At 36.9% G+C, this 18,408-nt stretch carries 18 protein-coding genes; 13 read left to right on the forward strand and 5 right to left on the reverse strand.

Going from position 1 to position 18,408, the window contains the following annotated elements:
* The first annotated feature begins 3 nt into the window (after positions 1-3).
* The 13 genes from FKR84_RS07670 (at position 4) to FKR84_RS07730 (ending at position 14,624) form a co-directional block, all read left to right on the forward strand.
* Positions 4-672 (forward strand): hypothetical protein, encoded by a 669-nt coding sequence (locus FKR84_RS07670; RefSeq protein WP_141421708.1) that lies wholly within the window; start codon positions 4-6, stop codon positions 670-672.
* Between the two features lie 65 nt (positions 673-737).
* Positions 738-2,012 (forward strand): kynureninase, encoded by a 1,275-nt coding sequence (gene kynU, locus FKR84_RS07675; protein ID WP_141421709.1) that lies wholly within the window; start codon positions 738-740, stop codon positions 2,010-2,012.
* Complete coding sequence (locus tag FKR84_RS07680; protein WP_141421710.1) at positions 2,012-3,409, forward strand: FAD-dependent oxidoreductase; 1,398 nt, start codon at positions 2,012-2,014, stop codon at positions 3,407-3,409. The genes kynU and FKR84_RS07680 overlap by 1 nt, the downstream gene beginning before the upstream one ends.
* Positions 3,410-3,436: 27 nt before the next feature.
* Positions 3,437-4,204, forward strand: a complete 768-nt coding sequence (locus FKR84_RS07685) for a 2-keto-4-pentenoate hydratase (protein ID WP_141421711.1) — start codon at positions 3,437-3,439, stop codon at positions 4,202-4,204.
* Positions 4,205-4,213: 9 nt separating this feature from the next.
* Positions 4,214-4,642 carry a RidA family protein gene (locus tag FKR84_RS07690; protein ID WP_141421712.1) on the forward strand — a complete coding sequence of 143 codons (429 nt, stop codon included), beginning with the start codon at positions 4,214-4,216 and terminating at the stop codon, positions 4,640-4,642.
* Positions 4,643-4,660: 18 nt separating this feature from the next.
* On the forward strand, positions 4,661-6,109 hold the full coding sequence (locus tag FKR84_RS07695) for an aldehyde dehydrogenase (protein WP_141421713.1): 1,449 nt from the start codon (positions 4,661-4,663) through the stop codon (positions 6,107-6,109).
* Between the two features lie 193 nt (positions 6,110-6,302).
* Positions 6,303-8,075 (forward strand): MutS-related protein, encoded by a 1,773-nt coding sequence (locus FKR84_RS07700; RefSeq protein WP_141421714.1) that lies wholly within the window; start codon positions 6,303-6,305, stop codon positions 8,073-8,075.
* Positions 8,076-8,132: 57 nt separating this feature from the next.
* Positions 8,133-9,131, forward strand: coding sequence for a metal-dependent hydrolase (locus FKR84_RS07705; RefSeq protein ID WP_141421715.1), 999 nt, complete (start codon positions 8,133-8,135; stop codon positions 9,129-9,131).
* A gap of 60 nt (positions 9,132-9,191) precedes the next feature.
* Positions 9,192-9,773 carry a PhnA domain-containing protein gene (locus tag FKR84_RS07710; protein WP_141421716.1) on the forward strand — a complete coding sequence of 194 codons (582 nt, stop codon included), beginning with the start codon at positions 9,192-9,194 and terminating at the stop codon, positions 9,771-9,773.
* A 117-nt stretch (positions 9,774-9,890) separates the two neighbouring features.
* On the forward strand, positions 9,891-11,357 hold the full coding sequence (locus tag FKR84_RS07715) for a T9SS type A sorting domain-containing protein (RefSeq protein WP_141421717.1): 1,467 nt from the start codon (positions 9,891-9,893) through the stop codon (positions 11,355-11,357).
* A gap of 217 nt (positions 11,358-11,574) precedes the next feature.
* Positions 11,575-12,405: a universal stress protein gene (locus FKR84_RS07720; protein ID WP_141421718.1), complete on the forward strand. Its 831-nt coding sequence runs from the start codon at positions 11,575-11,577 to the stop codon at positions 12,403-12,405.
* A 51-nt stretch (positions 12,406-12,456) separates the two neighbouring features.
* Positions 12,457-13,677: a BaiN/RdsA family NAD(P)/FAD-dependent oxidoreductase gene (locus FKR84_RS07725; RefSeq protein WP_141421719.1), complete on the forward strand. Its 1,221-nt coding sequence runs from the start codon at positions 12,457-12,459 to the stop codon at positions 13,675-13,677.
* 2 nt (positions 13,678-13,679) lie between these two features.
* Entirely contained in the window at positions 13,680-14,624 is a 945-nt protein-coding gene (locus tag FKR84_RS07730) for a bile acid:sodium symporter family protein (protein WP_141421720.1), read from the forward strand.
* A gap of 31 nt (positions 14,625-14,655) precedes the next feature.
* On the opposite strand, the gene FKR84_RS07735 is transcribed toward FKR84_RS07730, so the two are convergent.
* The 5 genes from FKR84_RS07735 to FKR84_RS07755 form a co-directional block, all read right to left on the reverse strand.
* Positions 14,656-14,979 (reverse strand): hypothetical protein, encoded by a 324-nt coding sequence (locus FKR84_RS07735; RefSeq protein WP_141421721.1) that lies wholly within the window; start codon positions 14,977-14,979, stop codon positions 14,656-14,658.
* 42 nt (positions 14,980-15,021) lie between these two features.
* Positions 15,022-15,927: a non-homologous end-joining DNA ligase gene (gene ligD / locus FKR84_RS07740; protein WP_141421722.1), complete on the reverse strand. Its 906-nt coding sequence runs from the start codon at positions 15,925-15,927 to the stop codon at positions 15,022-15,024.
* 5 nt (positions 15,928-15,932) lie between these two features.
* The gene (gene ligD, locus FKR84_RS07745) at positions 15,933-16,931 is read right to left on the reverse strand and encodes a non-homologous end-joining DNA ligase (protein ID WP_141421723.1); all 999 of its coding nucleotides are present in this window, start codon (positions 16,929-16,931) and stop codon (positions 15,933-15,935) included.
* Positions 16,924-17,526: a DNA polymerase ligase N-terminal domain-containing protein gene (locus tag FKR84_RS07750; protein WP_141421724.1), complete on the reverse strand. Its 603-nt coding sequence runs from the start codon at positions 17,524-17,526 to the stop codon at positions 16,924-16,926. The genes ligD (FKR84_RS07745) and FKR84_RS07750 overlap by 8 nt, the downstream gene beginning before the upstream one ends.
* A gap of 258 nt (positions 17,527-17,784) precedes the next feature.
* On the reverse strand, positions 17,785-18,312 hold the full coding sequence (locus FKR84_RS07755) for a DUF421 domain-containing protein (RefSeq protein WP_141421725.1): 528 nt from the start codon (positions 18,310-18,312) through the stop codon (positions 17,785-17,787).
* Between the last annotated feature and the right edge of the window lie 96 nt (positions 18,313-18,408).

Below are 18,408 nucleotides of genomic sequence, written 5' to 3' on the forward strand. Positions count from 1 at the left end.
ACCATGAGAAAAACTTTCTCCTTTCTACTTGTTTGTTTTGCGTTCCTTTCTTTTTTCGCTTGCAAGCAAGAACAAAAAGATTCTTCCAACAAAGAAAACAATACTATTTTACAAAAAATTGCCAACGCTTATGGTTTAAACCAATGGCAAAATGTAGATAAATTACGCTATACTTTTAATGTAGATAGAGACAGCTCGCATTTTGAGCGCTCTTGGGAATGGTCTCCTAAAACAGGAGAAATTGTATACACTACCGCCGATACAACTATAAAATATAACCGAAAAAAAGTTGCAGAACTTCCTAAAATAGATGCAAATTTTATTAACGATAAATATTGGTTGTTGTTTCCGTTTCAATTGGTTTGGGACACCGGTTTTGAATACGAAGTAATAGAAAACCAAGTTGCGCCAATCTCCGGTAAAAAATTAACACAAATCTGGATTAAATACAGAGACGAGACCGGATACACACCGGGAGATCACTATAAAATTTATATAGATAAAGATTTTAAAATTCAAGAATGGGAATATTTCCCAAAAGGCAGCAAAGAGCCAAGATTACAAACTACGTGGCAAGATTATACGCAACAAAACGGTATTTTAATTGCCAAAAATCACTTCAATCAAAATAAAAACTTTCAATTGTATTTTACCGATGTAAAAATTGAGTAAGCGTTAAAACAAGTCATTTATTATTCCTAAATTTGGGGAAATCTGATATATTTTTGAATAATACAATGCAAAACTCTTCCAAGATAGCCACTTTAGAATATGCTAAAGACCAAGATAAAAAAGACCCATTACAAAGATTCAGGGCAGAATTTAACCTTCCTACAGATGCTAACGGCAAACCTAAAATTTACCTTTGCGGAAATTCTCTGGGCTTACAACCTAAGTTAGCCCAAACTTACGTACAACAAGAGTTAGACGACTGGGCAAAACTTGGTGTAGACGGTCATACAGATGCCCAAAACCCTTGGAAACCCTATCACGAATTCTTATCAGAAAGCATGGCCAAAATAGTTGGCGCAAAAGCTTCTGAAGTAGTTATGATGAATACCCTTACGGTAAATTTACATCTAATGATGGTTTCTTTTTACCAGCCTACTTCCACCAGGTATAAAATTATTATTGAAAGTGACGCCTTCCCATCTGATAAATATGCGGTAAAATCGCAATTAGAATTTCACGGTTTTAATGCCGAAGAAGCATTGTTAGAATGGACACCGCGCGAGGGCGAAGAATTGTGTCGTTATGAAGATTTAGAAAAACTTCTAAAAGACAACAAGGGAGAAGTTGCTTTGTTAATGCTGGGCAACACAAATTATTACACAGGTCAAAAATACCCGATAAAAGAAATTACAGAGCTTGGTCACGCACACAACGCCATAGTTGGTTTTGATTTGGCACACGGCGCCGGAAACATCCAGCCCAATCTGCACGAAAATCAGGTAGATTTTGCGGTTTGGTGTTCGTACAAATATTTAAATAGCGGTCCCGGAAGCGTTGGTGGTTGTTTTGTACATGAAAAACACGCCAACAATAAAAATTTAAAACGTTTTGCAGGTTGGTGGGGCCATAATAAAGACACGCGTTTTAATATGCGAAAAGAATTTGACCCCATTCCCGGAGCAGAAGGTTGGCAACTCAGCAATCCGCCAATATTATCAATGGCAGCTATACGCGCTTCTCTGGAAATTTTCGAAAAAGCCGGTTTTGAAAATATCCGTAAAAAATCAGAAAAGCTTACCGGTTATTTAGAAAGTCTGATAGAGAACTTGGGCAATAATAAGATAGAAATTATCACTCCCAAAAACCCCGCAGATCGCGGTTGCCAACTTTCGCTAAAAGTAAAAGGAGCCGATAAAAAATTATTTAACCAACTTAGCGAAGCCGGCGTAATAGCAGATTGGCGCGAACCCAATGTAATAAGAGTAGCTCCTGCCCCACTCTATAACTCGTTTGAAGATGTTTATGAAATGGTAGAACGCTTAAAAAAATTATTGGCATAATGGCACAAAAAGAACATATACTTATAGTTGGTGCCGGTTTATGCGGTTCACTTTTAGCTTTGCGCTTGGCGCAACGAGGCTACAAAATTAGTTTGGTAGAAAAACGTCCGGATTTACGTAAAACAGATATTTCTGCGGGGCGCTCCATCAATTTAGCTTTATCAGACCGCGGTATTAGAGGACTACGATTAGCTGGTTTGGAAGAAAAAATTCAAAAGCTTTGCATTCCTATGCACGGGCGAATGATTCACGATAAAAATGAAAATACGTTTTTATCGCCTTACAGCGGTTTGGAAGAAGAATATATCAACTCGATTTCCCGTGGAGATTTAAATGCACTTTTATTAGATGAAGCCGAGGCCTTGTCTAATGTAAACATTCGGTTTAACCAAGAATGCATCGCTTTAGATTTAGATAAACCAGAAGCATTTTTTAGGGATTTTACTACCAAAGAAGAACAAAAACTTACCGCAGATGTAATTATTGGAACAGATGGCGCTGGCTCTGTCGTGCGTCAAAGTATGATGCAGGACAAAGACTTTTTATTTAGTTTTTCGCAAGATTATTTGCAACACGGTTATAAAGAATTGAGTTTTAAGCCGGCAAAAAATGGTGGCTATCAGGTGGAAAAAAATGCTTTACATATCTGGCCTCGTGGCGAAAATATGCTTATTGCCTTACCTAATCTGGACGGCAGTTTTACGGTGACCTTATTTTTATCGTACGAAAAAGGTTTACATAATTTTAAAAACCTTTCCTCTAAAGAGGAAATAGAAGCTTATTTTAAAGAACAATTTCCGGATGCTTATAAATTGATGCCACATCTTGCCGAAGAATTTGCAGAAAACCCGGTTGGACCATTAGGCACGGTAAAGTGTTCGCCTTGGACAAAAAACGGTAAAACCCTTTTAATGGGCGATGCCGCGCACGCCATTGTGCCTTTTTACGGACAAGGGATGAACGCTTCTTTTGAAGATGTAGCGGTTTTAGACCAAATTTTAGATAAAAACTACAGTACTTGGGAACAAATTTTTAAAGCCTACGAAAAAGCAAGAAAAAAAGATACCGATGCTATTGCAGATTTAGCTATTGATAACTTTGATGAAATGAAAGCCCATACTGCGGCGCCAATTTTTCAAGAAAAACGCAAATTAGAAACAGCTTTTGAGCAAAACTATCCGGAGCAATACGCTTCAAAATACCGTCTGGTAACCTTTAGGGAAGACATTGGATATGCCGAAGCTTTAAAAATAGGTCGCACCCAAGACAAAGCCATTTTAAAGTTATTATCTGCAAAAAATTTAGACAACAAACTTAGTTTACAAGAAAAACTTAACTTAGTAAAAACCAAAACCAAAAACTTATTGCAAGATACCGGAGTTGTAAAGCAACTCTAGGTAGAATTTCTCTTAAAAAAAGAACCAATGACCAAGCAAGAAATAGCACAACTTCTAGACCAAGCAGCCAAAGATGCCAAGCCCATTAGGCAGATGGCAGCAGAACATAAAATCTCATTAGATGCTGCCTACGAAATTCAGCAACTTTCTATCAACAGACGTTTAGATAGAGGCGAGAAAATAACAGGCTTTAAATTAGGTTTTACCAGTCGCGCCAAAATGGAACAAATGAATGTTCACGATTTAATCTGGGGCGTTTTAACCGACGCCATGGTTCTGCAAGCTAATGAAGAAGTAGATCTAAAACGGTGGATTCATCCGCGAGCAGAACCTGAAATTGCGTTTAGAATTTCAAAAGATATCACCGAATCTATCGGGTTAAAAGAAATTACAAATTATGTAGATAAAATGGCGCCGGCTGTAGAGATAATCGATTCTCGCTACGAAAACTTTAAATTCTCTTTAGAAGACGTGGTAGCAGATAATTGTTCTTCTACCGGCTATGTTGTTGGTAATTGGCAAGATGTAAATGAAAATATAGCTGATTTAGATATAGCTTTAAAAATAAACGACGAGGTAGTAGAAGAAGGTAAAACAGCTGCTATTTTATCTAACCCTTTACAATCTGTGGTAGAACTTACACGCTTGGCCTCTAAAGCCGGCACAAAAATAGAAGCCGGACAAATAGTAATGGCCGGCGCGGCAACCGCTGCTGTTTATTTAGATTATGAGCAAAGAGTTGAAGCAGACGTAGAAAAACTAGGAAAAGTAGGTTTTAAAACAAAAGCACAATAAAAATCGGCTATGGAAGGAAAAGTAATTAAAGGCAAAGCAAAACCCCGTGGTAAATATCCACATATTAAACGAGTAGGAGATTTTATATTCGTTTCCGGAACCAGTTCGCGTAAAGCAGATAATAGCTTTGCAGGGGTTGAGGTAGACGAATTTGGCACTACCAGTTTAGATATAAAAAAACAAACTGCTGCAGTTTTAGAAAATATAGATAGCATATTGCAAGAAGAAGGTGCGAGTTTGAAAGATGTGGTAGATGTTACCAGTTTTTTGGTAAACATGAACGATTTTAAAGGTTATAATGAAACCTATGGCGAATATTTCAATCCAGAAACCGGCCCGACCCGAACCACGGTTGCCGTACACCAATTACCACACCCGCATCTTTTGGTAGAGATAAAAGTTATGGCGTATAAAAAACAAGCTTACGCCGGACATTAAACACAAAATTACCCCATTATGACTACGATTCAAAATTACATCAACGGCAAATTTGTAAACCCTAAAGCAGATAAATGGTTAGATAATTACAACCCGTCTGTAGGAGAAGTTTACGGAAAAATACCTAGCAGCAATGTTACAGATGTAGAAGATGCTGTTTTGGCCGCGAAAGCCGCTTTTCCAAAATGGTCTACCACTACTTTTGAACAGCGTAGCGAGATGCTTTTAAAAATTGCCAATGGCATTACCAATCAATTGGTAGAATTTGCCCAAGCAGAATCTAAAGACAATGGCAAACTTTTATCCTTGGCGCTTAGCGTAGATATACCAAGAGCAATAAGCAATTTTAAATTTTATGCCAATGCTATCACGCAATATTCGAGTAAAGCGCACGAAAGCGTTGGCAAGCAAACGTTAAATTTTACACTTCGCAAACCGCTTGGCGTGGTAGGTTGTATTTCGCCATGGAATTTACCCTTGTATTTATTTACCTGGAAAATTGCACCGGCTTTGGCAGCGGGTAATTGCGTTGTAGCAAAACCTAGCGAAATCACACCAATGACGGCTTATTTACTTTCTAAAGTTTGTAAGGAAGCTGGTTTGCCAGATGGTGTTTTAAATATTATTCACGGTTTGGGAAAAGACGTAGGTCAAGCAATTACCGAACATACACAAGTGAAAGCAATCTCCTTTACCGGCGGCACCAAAACCGGACAGCAAATTGCTCAAACTGCCGCTCCGTTATTTAAAAAACTTTCGTTGGAAATGGGCGGTAAAAATCCAAATCTCATTTTTGCAGATTGCGATTACGGAAAAATGCTGCAAACTACCGTAAAATCTTCATTTGCTAACCAAGGACAAATTTGTCTTTGCGGAAGTAGAATTTTTGTAGAAAAAAGTATCTACGCAAAGTTTAAAAAAGATTTTGTAGAAAAAGTAAAAAACCTAAAAGTAGGCGATCCTAAAGATGCCAATATGGATCTTGGTGCCATAGTATCTAAAGAACATCTTGAAAAAATTGAGGGTTTTGTAAAAGATGCCCCAAAACAAAACGCTAAAATACTTTGCGGCGGAAACCGAGCAAAAGTTGCCGGTCACGAAAACGGTTATTATTTTGAACCTACCATTATTGAAGTAAACTCAAATCAATGCACACTTAACCAAGAAGAAATTTTTGGACCGGTGGTAACAATTATGCCGTTTAGCAATGAAACCAACGTTTTAGAAATGGCAAACGATGTACGCTATGGTTTATCTGCCACCGTTTGGACCTCTAACATAGATCGCGCAATGCGTTTAAGCAACAACTTAGAGACCGGAATTGTTTGGGTTAACACCTGGTTAAACCGTGATTTACGTACACCTTTTGGTGGCGTAAAAGATAGCGGGGTTGGTCGTGAAGGTGGTTTTGATGCCTTAGATTTCTTTACGGAAGCAAAAAATGTTTGTATAGAATATGAAGTGTAAAATGCTTTTTTTTCTAAAATAAGTTTAAGTTTTCCCTAGTACGCAAAATCATCTAGGCTTTTAATTGTATCCGCCAGAATAAATTCCGTACAGAAAATAACGTAGCCGTTTTTTCCTAACAACTTTAATTCTTAAATAAAGCCACAAATTAGCTTACATTCCTTATTTTTGGAAGCGAAAAAATTAGCTTTCAATGCCCACAACACAATCGGTTTACACCAAGCGTTTGCAAGATTTTGAACAAGATTTAAAACAACTTAAAAAAAAGTTGTTTGCCTCAAGTATGCTGCGGCTGCTTATCTTTTTACTCACTGTTTTTGGAGTTTACATAGCTTTTGGCAATACGCCTTATGTAATGGGCGTACTGGTTCTTGGCATAGGTTTGTTTTTAAGTTTGATCTCCAGACACGCCAATTTACAATACAAAAAAGAAAAATTACAGCAATTAATCGCCATTAACCAAACCGAATTACAGGTTTTAAACCGTAATTTCTCTTCTCTTCCCGATGGCGAAGAATTTAAAAATCCGCAACACGCTTTTAGTCAAGACATAGATTTATTTGGTAAACGCTCTTTTTTTCAATACCTCAACCGCACAGCTTTATCTTCTGGAAAACAACAATTAGCAGATTACTTAACCGGCAATGCCATAAAAAATATTCCGCACAAGCAAGACGCGGTTAAAAACCTGGCAAAATTGATAGATTTTAGGCAAAATTTTACCGCTGTCGCTGGAATGGTAAAAACTAAAATTCGCAACAGCGTTATAATAGATTGGCTGCGTAACTATCAGGCTTTTGTACCAAAGATATTTAAATGGTTACCCACAGTTTTTACCATTGCCTCGGCGCTTTTAATTGTCGCTTTTAGCTTTAATTTTATTTCCGGTTGGTTTCTTGGTGGTTGGCTTCTTTTGGGTTGGCTTATCGTGAGTCGCTACCTTAAAAAAGTGGGCCAACTTTCTAGCTATGTAAGCGAAGTGCAAAACACCTTTCAGCAATATTATTTATTGTTGGAATTGCTTGAAAATACAAGTTTTGAAGCAGAAATATTACAAGAAAAAAAAGCAAGCATCCAGACCGAAACCAAAAAAGCTTCGGTTTTACTGAAAGAATTTTCTAAAAGAATTGACGCTTTAGAACGTAGAAACGTTTTAATTTTTGGACAGTTAATGACGGGCTTAATGTTGTGGGATTTAAAGCAGGCTTACCATTTAGAGCAATGGTTAATACAACACCAACAGCGCGTAGAAAATTGGTTTGAAACAATAGATTTCTTCGATGCTTACAACAGTTTGGGAAATTTTGCTTACAACCATCCCAACTATGTTTTTCCGGAAATTGAACAATCTAACACAGTTTTAAAAGCTACCGAAGCTGCGCATCCGTTATTAAATTCGCAAGAAGCGGTTACCAACGATTTTAAAATAGATCAACATGAATTTTTCATCGTAACCGGCGCCAATATGGCCGGGAAAAGTACCTTTTTACGTACAGTTTCTTTGCAAATTGTTATGGCAAATGTAGGCTTGCCGGTTTACGCAAAAACCTGCTCCTACTCGCCTATTCAATTAATTACCAGTATGCGAACGGTAGATAGTTTGGCAGATGAAGCTTCTTATTTTTATGCCGAATTGAGCAGGCTAAAATTTATTGTAGAGCGTTTAAAAAACGAAACTTATTTTATTATTTTAGACGAAATTTTAAAAGGAACCAACAGCACAGACAAAGCCATTGGTTCCAGGAAATTTATAGAAAAACTCGTCGGCTCCCAATCTACGGGAATAATTGCTACCCACGATTTAAGTTTATGCGAAGTTGCGGAAGAATTGCCACAGGTAAAAAACTATTATTTTGATGCCGAAATAATTCAAGACGAATTGCATTTTGATTATACTTTAAAAAAGGGCATTTGCAAAAATATGAATGCTTCTTTTTTACTGAAAAAGATGGAAATTGTAGATTAAATTTAGCCGTGAATACTTAAAAACGGCCTTAAAAATTCCGTAAAGGAAATTAAAAAAATGGATTCATTAACCCAAATTGTTTTAGGCGCTGCAGTTGGCGAAGCGGTTTTAGGAAGAAAAATTGGCAACAAAGCAATGCTTTACGGCGCTATTGCCGGCACTATTCCAGATTTAGATATATTGGCTTCTAACTTTACGGACACGGTTAACGCCTTGGAAATTCATCGCGGATTTACGCATTCCATTTTTTTCGCGGTAATTTTCGCTCCTTTATTTGGCTGGTTGGTTTCACGCTGGGAACGTGCGGCTTCTTGGAAATCTTGGTCGTGGTTATTTTTTTGGGGCTTGTTTACGCATCCGCTTTTAGATGGGTTTACCACTTGGGGTACGCAATTATTTTGGCCATTAGATATTAGGTTAGCGTTTAAAAGCATTTTTGTAATTGACCCACTGTACACGCTTCCGTTTCTAACTTTTCTTATTTTGACAATGCGACAAAAGCGTACTAGTCTTAAAAGAAAACGCTACAACCAATTGGGTTTGCTCATTAGTTCGCTTTATTTGGTTTTGGGATTGGTTTTAAAAGGACTCGCTTTTCAACAATTTGAAAAAAACTTAGAAACTCAAAAAATCAATTATTTTGCAATCGAGACTAAGCCAACTCCTTTTAATACCATTTTATGGACGGCCAATGTAGATACGCCCACAGAATATTTAATTGGGCATTATTCTTTTTTTGATTCACAACCAATTCAATTTACAGCCTATTCTAAAAATCATGAAAAGTTGGGCACTTTAAAAACCACCGATAAAATTAAACAACTAATAAAAATCTCTAAAGGCTGGTACACGATTACCGAAGAAAACGGCGAACTTTATTTTAACGATTTGCGTTTTGGTTTGATGCGTTTAGATCCGAAAGCAGAGAACTTTGTGTTCAGTTATAAAATTGAAGCCTTAGAAAACGGTACTATTAAAGTTACCGAAAAAGAGAAAAATCCGCGTGACGGAAAAGCTCTTTTAAAAGATTTATGGCAACGTATAGGCGGTAATTAAAGAATAAAAAGGCCAAGCCAATTAAAAAGCTTATTTTTGCGGTTTTTAAATCAGCAATTTATGAGCTTACTTCAAGAAATAATGCAACGCGCCAATTCGCAGTGCGAACTTTGTGGCAGTAAAGATAATTTACAAGAATACGAGGTTACCCCAAATAACGGTCAAGCCGCAGAAAATACTGTTTTAACCTGCGCCACTTGCTACAACCAATTAACCGAAGAAACCGAAATACAACCCAACCACTGGCGTTGTCTTAACGACAGCATGTGGAGCAGCGTTCCTGCGGTGCAAGTAGTTGCTTACAGAATGTTGCATAAATTAAAAGCAGAAGGCTGGCCACAAGACTTGTTGGATATGCTTTATATGGAAGAAGACACCAAAGAGTGGGCAAAAGCAGGTTTAGAAACCACAGAAGAAAACGCCAATGCCTTAGAGCATCGCGATAGTAATGGCGTAAAATTAGAAGCCGGAGACAATGTAGTTTTAATAAAAGATTTGCCGGTAAAAGGTTCTAGCATGGTGGCCAAACGCGGTACGGCGGTTAGAAGAATTTCGTTGGTACACGATAACGAAGAACAAATTGAAGGTAAAGTAAACGGACAACAAATCGTGATTTTGACCAAATTTGTAAAGAAAACTTAATACACGTTTAGCACGCAAACTTTTTACGCTTCCGCGGAAGCGAACATCTATTTATTGCAACGCACTTACCAAATAATTTTTTGTAATTTCGTTTCAGCAAATAAAAAACACAACCCAATGAAAAAAATTACTCCTCTATTCTTATTGTTTTTAACACCTCTTTTGGCGCTGGCGCAATATACCACGCCCAATACCGGTGTAAATTATGACCTGAACGATTTGGTAACAGAAAGTCCGTCGACTATTTCTTTTGATGGCAGTGAATATACTTTGGTAGCAGATTTAACCATTTCTGCCAACGATAGTTTTAGTATTACAACCGCCGAAACTTTAAAAATTGCTGCAGACGTACGTATTACAGTAGATGGCATTTTTACGGCCGATGCCGGAAGCGACGAAATTATTATAACCGCCATAGATCAAAACGCTCCGTATGATGGTTTTCGATTTGAAGACACCTCTACTGTTACTATTCAGAATGCCAATATTTCTTACGGTGGCGGCTTAAAAACCGTTACCCCCAATTTTAGCATTACCAACAGTACGCTAATCAATAACGTATCTGGTGTTTCTACCGGGGCGGTAATCTCTCTCTCGGCAGGTTCACCGCTTATAGAAAACAACGAGTTTTTATTTAACGATTTACCGGCAGTTGGCTCGGGTGCAAATCAGCAAGTTTCTGCTCAAATTATCAATAACTATTTAGAATTTAACGGACAGAGTAACCAAAACCGGCCGCAATTAAATATGGGACCAACCGGCGCAGACACTTTGCGTATTGTGCAAAACACCATTATTGGCGATCCGGCTATGGATAAAGTTGGCGGAATTGGCGTTTCTAATTTTATTGGCGGTCAAATTGTAGCTATTATAGACGACAATACCGTTGTAGATAACCGTTACGGAATGACCGTTGCCGGTGGAAATGCTTTTGCGTACATCCGAAATAATATTATTGAAGACAACAACACCCAAGGAAATCCCAATTTAGGCGGTAGCGGAATTTCATTAAATTCTAGCAGCAATACGCAGAATATTATTGCCACCGGTAACGAAATAAGAGGAAATTTATGGGGAATTACCGTAATTGGCGAAGCTTCTATAAACTTAGGAGACGACGCCGATAATCCAGGCGAAAATGTATTTGCCAATAACGAAAACGGTGGCGAAACTTTTGCGCTTTACAACAACACGCCTCACACTATTATGGCAAAAAACAATTGCTGGATAGAAGGAATAGAAAACACCTCTGCAGATGCCGAGTCGGTTATTTTTCATCAAGCAGACGATGCTACTTTAGGCGAAGTTATTTACGATCCGGTAGGTTGTCAAGATTTAGGAATAGACCAAGCAACCCAAGTAGCGCTGCGTATTTATCCTAATCCAACCAGCAAAAGCCTTCATTTTGAAAGTACCGCCAATTTTGAACGCGTAGAAATTTATTCCTTACAAGGAAAATTGGTTCAAGAAAAGCTTTTAAATAATAATGAAAACAGTTTTCCAATTCAATTGGGGGCTGGCGTTTATTTGGTGAAATTCGGTAATCAAAACCAGCAAATAACCAAAAAACTAATTGTAGAATAATTTTATTGTTATTTTCAAAAAGTTAAAAGCGGAATGTAAAAATTCCGCTTTTTTTATTACAGTAAATTAATGTTCCGCTTTAAGCTTCTATCAATTCAAAATCTTTTTTAACAATTTTCCCCAAATGTCTCTATACTAATTTTTCCTTTTTTATACAGCAATTTTTTTCTTTGAAAACCTAAAAATTAAGCTTATTTTTAAGCTAAACTACAGCCTTATGAAACCTATTTTATTTCTTACCGATTTTTCTGAAAATGCTTTTAACGCCATGCAATATGCCGTTGCAATGCTAAGCGACACCAAGTGTAAATTTCATATTTTAACGGTAGAAGAGCCTTCTAATTACCTTACCGGCAGGTTGCTTTCTGCCACCCCCGGATCCAGTATTTATGATACCGTTTTCAAGGAAAATAAAGAAAAACAATTGGAGCTGATAGATAATTTACAAAAATCTTTTCCTAAAAACCAACATTCCTTTGAAACCCACGTTAAGTTTAGTGATTTTGAAAATTCAATCAAAGAAATTATCGAACAAGAAAAAATAGAGCTACTGTTTATGGGGGCTACCGGCACCAGCAATTTAGAAGAGAGTTTATTTGGCAGCAGTACGTTACGGGTAATTAATAATGTACCAATTAGCACTTTGGTAGTGCCAAAAAATTACACCTACCAGCCCATAAAAGCCGTTTTGTTTAGCGAACATAAAGAAGACGATTTGCCTTCCAAGCCATTGGACAGCTTACGTTTTATTCTTAAAAAATTTGAACCTGCATTACACGTTTTGCAAATTAATGAAGCCGACGAAGATAAAAATGCAGAAACAGAAAACATTTTAGAAAATACTAGTCTACAGTTTTTATCCTATAAAATGCATTACCTTAACGGAATTCCTACCCCACAAGCCATTCAAGCTTTTACCCAGCTTTTTGATGTACAATTGCACGCTCTTTTCCTCAAAAAAGAATCGTTTATAGAACGTTTTATTTACGGAAGTAAAAACGCAGGACATCGCTACAAAACCAATTTACCATTATTAATCTTAAAATAGCTTTTTTAGCCAGAGACTTTAAAATCATTGTTTAAGCCGTATCTTTGCAGAATGGAAGAATACGATGTTTTACTAGTTGGCGGTGGCGCGGCCGGTTTTTTTGCCGCCATAAACCTGGCAGAAAAAAGACCCGATCTTAAAATAGCTATTTTAGAGCGAGGAAAAAATTTACTCAATAAAGTAAAGGTTTCCGGTGGCGGAAGATGCAATGTTACCCACGCCGAATATATTCCGCAGGAATTAGTGCGTAATTATCCGCGCGGAGAACGCGAATTACTAGGGCCGTTTCATAAATTTATGACCGGAGATACCGTTGCTTGGTTTGAAGAAAGAGGCGTAAAACTCAAAACCGAAGAAGACGGCAGAATGTTCCCAACAACCGATTCTTCCGAAACCATTATTGATTGCTTTATAGAACGCGCCCAAGAATTGAATATAGTTATTTTACGCCAAGAGGCCGTTGATGGCTTTATGCAAGAAGGAGAACTTTGGCAAGTTACTACCAAAAATAGTGCTTTTACCACAAATGCATTAGTATTGGCAACCGGCAGCAATTCTAAAATATGGAATTTACTAAATAAGCTTGGCCATAAAATAATAAACCCGGTGGCTTCTTTATTTACGTTTAATATTACCGACGAAAATCTAAAGGCTTTAGCAGGAATTACCACCAACGCGCAAGTTAGTATAGAAAACACCAATTTGCAAAACGATGGCGCCTTGCTTCTTACGCATTGGGGATTAAGCGGTCCCGCGGTTTTAAAACTTTCGGCTTGGGGAGCGCGAATTTTGCAAGAGAAAAATTACGAATTCTATGTACGCATCAATTGGTTGGAATACCAAAATGAAGAAGAAGTTTTAGAAGTATTGCAAAACCTAAAACAAACATTTGCCAAACAAACCCTGTATTCTAATGCGCAATTTGGCTTGGCCAAACGTCTATGGCATTATATAGTAGCTGCCAGCGGAATTGAAAAATCTAAAAACTGGGCAGATGTTAACAAAAAAGAAATGCTTGCACTTAATAAAAGTCTTACCCAAACCAGATTAGAAGTAAACGGGAAAAGTACCTTTAAGGAAGAATTTGTAAGCGCCGGCGGCGTAGATTTAAAAGAAGTAGATTTTAAAAAGTTTGAAAGTAAGTTGTTTCCCAATTTATTTTTTGCCGGCGAAGTATTAAATGTAGATGCCATAACCGGCGGATTTAATTTTCAAAATGCGTGGACAGGCGCTTATATAGTTGCCGAAACCCTTGCCGAAAAAGAAATCTAAAAATGCGTAATCCGTTTATTTTAGCTCTATTTCTAAGTATTATCCTGGCTTTTTTCTTTCCGGGCTTGTCCCAAATAATACCATTAGATAGCATTATTACAATTGGTATTGCACTTATATTTTTCTTTTACGGCCTAAAACTATCGCCTTCAGATTTGGCCAATGGAATGAAAAACTATAGACTGCATATTTTGGTGCAATCTTGCACGTTTATATTTTTTCCGTTGTTAATTTTAAGCGTCTATCCCATTTTTATTAACACAACGGGTTTTGATTATTGGTTGGCATTTTTCTTTTTAGCGGCTTTACCTTCTACCGTTTCCTCGTCTGTGGTAATGGTTTCTATTGCGCGCGGCAATGTGCCGGCAGCTATTTTTAATGCCAGTATTTCGGGATTAATTGGTGTAATTGTTACGCCTTTATGGCTAAGTATGTTTTTAGACGCCTCTCAGGGTTTAAATTTTCTTGATGTAGTCTTAAGTTTGGTATACACCATTTTAATTCCGCTGGGATTGGGTTTTTTGTTGCATCGTTTTTTCAGGAAGTTTATAAACCTTTACGGAAGTTATTTAGGCTATTTTGATAAAAGTGTAATCGCTCTAATTGTTTATCAAAGTTTTAGCAAGTCGTTTGAGGCTAATATTTTTTCCGGTTTAAAATGGTGGCATTTTGCACTCTTACTTTTGGTGGTGGCCACTTTATTTTTTACGGTTTATTTTGTTTCTAAATACTTGGCGCGCTTGCTTAATTTTAATCGGGAAGATACAATTACAGCTAAGATTAGCGGTTCTAAAAAATCTTTAGTACACGGTTCTGTAATGGCAAAAATTATTTTTGGAAACGGCGCAGCATTAGGAATATATCTTTTACCAATAATGCTATACCACATTTTTCAGTTGGTGGTAGTAGCTTACTTTGCGGAAAAACTAGGGAAACAATCCACTTAATTTTCCGATTAAAATGTTTTTCTAAAGTAGTTTATTTGGAAAAACTGTTTTCTTTTAAATGGATTAAAGAATTCCGCTGAAAAGCGTACAACAAAATAGCTAAAAAAGGCAAGGTAAACATTCCTAAATACCAGAACCATTTTTGGTAAATACGTTGTTGTAAAAGGTCTGCCAGCACCAAAAGCCATGCAAATAAAAAAACAAAAAATACGGTATAATTAAGTATACCGGGTAACGAAATTTGCTGCCATTGCGTATAATAAAACAACCCGAGTAAAAGAAATTGTAAAACAGCAACGACTTTCAATAAGCCGGTATTAACCTTTAAATTATTGCTATTTGCAGTAGTTTTCATAAAACACAGATTTTGTTTTGCGTTATAAAATTAAATAGAATTTTATAATTTTTCCAGTTTTTCTTTTAGACTTTTAAAGCTTACGGCTTTTTCTGAAAACTTTTTCCACGGATCGTCTTTCTGCGCCAAGCGCCTAAAAATATTACCCAGCGTATAAGCTTGCGCAGATTCTAGTTTTGCGAGTTCATCCCATTCTAATGGGGTTGCAATTGGAGCATTTTTAATCGCGCGTAAAGAATAAGGACAAACAGCGGTTTGCCCCAAAGCATTGCGGGCAACATCTAAAAAAAGTTTGTTTTCACGCTTATTTTTTCGCACAGCCGTGGTTAAATCTTCCGGATATTGTTTGGCGATATAAGTGGCAAGATTTTGACTAAATTCTCTTACCGTATCAAAACCTTCCTCCGGTTTTATGGGCAACATAACATGCAATCCGCGCGAACCCGTTGTCATTACAAAAGCGGTAGCGTTTAATTTTTCTTCAATTATTTTCCGAATACGTTCTGCAGCGGTTTTTATCGTTTCAAAATTGGTAGTACTCGGGTCTAAGTCAATTATAATTTTGTCGGGCTTATTCAAATTGTTTTTTGTGCTTAAACCGGTATGAAAAATAATGCCGGCTTGATTTACCAAATAAATCAAACTGGCTTTATCGTTACACATTACATACTCTATTTTTCCGCCTTCCTGTTTTTTGGTTTTAATACTTTTTATCCAGTCTGGAAAATAATCCGGTTTGTCTTTTTGATAAAAATTTTTATCGTCAATCCCGTTAGGAAAACGTTGTAAGGTAAGCGGTCGGTTTTTTAAATAAGGCAAGATAGTATCGGCTATTTTTTCGTAATATTCGATAATATCTCCTTTTGTCAGACCTGCACTTGGGTAAAAAGTTTTGTCTAAATTTCCAATTTCAAAACTGTGCTTATTATAGCTTACTTCTTTTTCCATAACATTTAAGCTTCTTTTACTACTTCTTTCGCTTTTTTATCGTCTCGTAAACCTATATATCTGGGATGACGCAATTTATTGTTGTTAGTCCATTCCGTAAAGCCAACTTCTGCCACTAATTTTGGTTTTAGCCAGAAAACATCTTTCTGCGGTAAGGCGTCTTCTTGCACAAAAGGCGGATTTTCTACTTCCAAATTTTTCATTTTATCGTGCAAAAACTCTAAGGTTTCGTCGTCGTATCCCGTACCTACTTTGCTGGCATAATACAAATCTTCGCCTTTATAAAAACCAATGAGCAAGGCGCCAAAACCAATGCGTTCTCCTTGGGGTTTGGTGTAACCGCCAATTACAAATTCTTGCTCGTGCACACATTTAAACTTTAGCCAATTAGACGACCGCGAGTGTACGTAGGTGCTATCACGCTTTTTAGCGATTAAGCCTTCCCAGTTTTTTTTGCAAGCTTCTTGAATAAATTTTTTACCGTTTTCGTTTTTATGTGGCGTAAACCGAATTGGATTTTGAAAGTTAAAAGCCTTCCTTAAAAGATTTTTACGGAAGTTAAAGCTCAAGTTACATAAGTTATAGCCTTCCAAAAAAAGCAAATCAAACACATAACAGTAAACTTTTACACTGCTCTTTTTGGCTTCTTCTTCACTGCTTACGTGCATGCGCTTTTGCAATCTGGCAAAACTGGTAACATTTCCTTTAAAAGCCACAATCTCGCCATCTGCAATAAAGCTGTTTCTTTGCTTTTTAAAAGCCGCTACCAACTGGGGATATTTAAAATTGAGTTTTTTCTCGTTTCGGGAAAACAGGTTTACTTCTTTTTTATTTTTTACAATTAGCACGCGCTCACCGTCTAATTTACGTTCAAAAACCCAGTCTTTATCTGAGAAGCGTTTGTGAGTTAATTTTGCTTTCATTGGCGTGATAAATTCCGGTTGCTTTTCTTTTTGCAACTTTTTTTGTTGTGCTTCCGGTAAATTTTTCAGCAACTCATGCATTCTCGCTGTCCTTTTTAATTTGATTCATTGTGCGTTGGGTTAAAACCGATTTGTTTTCGGTAGAAGTCGGTTTTCGGCGTGCATCTGCTTTATCATCTTCTACCTTTTTAAGCAGCCATTGGTTTTTCTCTTTATTTATCTGAATTAAAGTAAACCCGCCTTCCAGCTTTTTTCCGTTTAATATAAAAGTAGCTTGCCCGTTTTTAAGTTGTTTTTCTATAGGAATAATTTTTCCGTCATCATCTTTTTTATCGGATTTGTAAGTGCCGGCATCCCAAACCATAACCGTTCCGCCGCCGTATTGATCTTTGGGAATTATGCCTTCAAAATCGGCATAATTAAACGGATGGTCTTCTGTAGCAATTGCCAAACGCTTTTCGTGCGGATCTACCGATGGACCTTTGGGAACGGCCCAACTTTTTAAAACCCCGTTTACAGAAAGTCGAAAATCGTAATGCAAGTTGGAAGCATCGTGCTTCTGAATAACAAAGATTTGTTTATCGTTTTTCTTTTTGTCTTTCTCTTCCCCAAACGGTTCCGCCGAAAGGTCAAAGTCTCGCTTTTTTCTATATTCTTGTAAAAAATCTTTTGCCATTACATAAAACTTTAATTATTAAGATTTTGTATATGCATTTACATTTGCAAATTTTAGTTTTGTTTTTCCATAATTCTAAAGAGCAGAATAAGGAATTAAATACGTCTCGACTGCGCTCGACGTGACCTCTAAAACTTTATCGAATTAGATTAAACGCGTTAAAAATTTTGTAAATGTAAGATACCCAATTAAATGCTGAAATAATTTTGTTTTAGCGTAATTTTAAAAGCAAATTCCGAAAATTTTAACAATGCTATATTAATTGTCCATTACATCTTTAGTAACAAAATCTTCGACTTCTTTAGAAAGATCATCGCTGTGTAGAACCGATACATCGCCGGTGGTTTCAAAGATTACCGCCTTTACTTGACTAAGTCTAATCACGTTGGCTTCGCGTAATTTTCCGCGTAGGTCATTTTCAGTAACGCGGGCTTTTTTCAAGTTTTCATGCAGTATTTCTGTTCCCTTCATTAAATATAAAGGCTCGTTATCTACTCCTTTTGAGAAGGCTGGAAATCTTCTTAATCTTGCCACTATAAATTGTAAAGTATATAAAGAAAGTAAAGCAATTAACCCCTGCAAAATCCCAACGCTTTTGGAAGTAATGGTAGTAGCAATTAAAGAACCAATAGCGATAGTGGCGGCAAAATCGAAACCGGACATTTTAGAAAAACTGCGTTTCCCCATCAATCTGGTAAAAAGAATTACACCAACATACACTAAAACAGCGTGGATTATGGTAGCAAAAATAGTTGTGGTATAAGTTTCAAACCAATTGGACAACATAATAATAGGAGTTTGGTTAATTTTTGTAAGTTAATAAAGTATTTTACAGAATGGTAAGAATTTTATTTTCTATAACATTTTTTTGACTTGCTTTTC

This window comes from Haloflavibacter putidus, from assembly GCF_006546625.1.
GTDB classification, from domain to species: Bacteria; Bacteroidota; Bacteroidia; order Flavobacteriales; family Flavobacteriaceae; genus Mesonia; species Mesonia putida.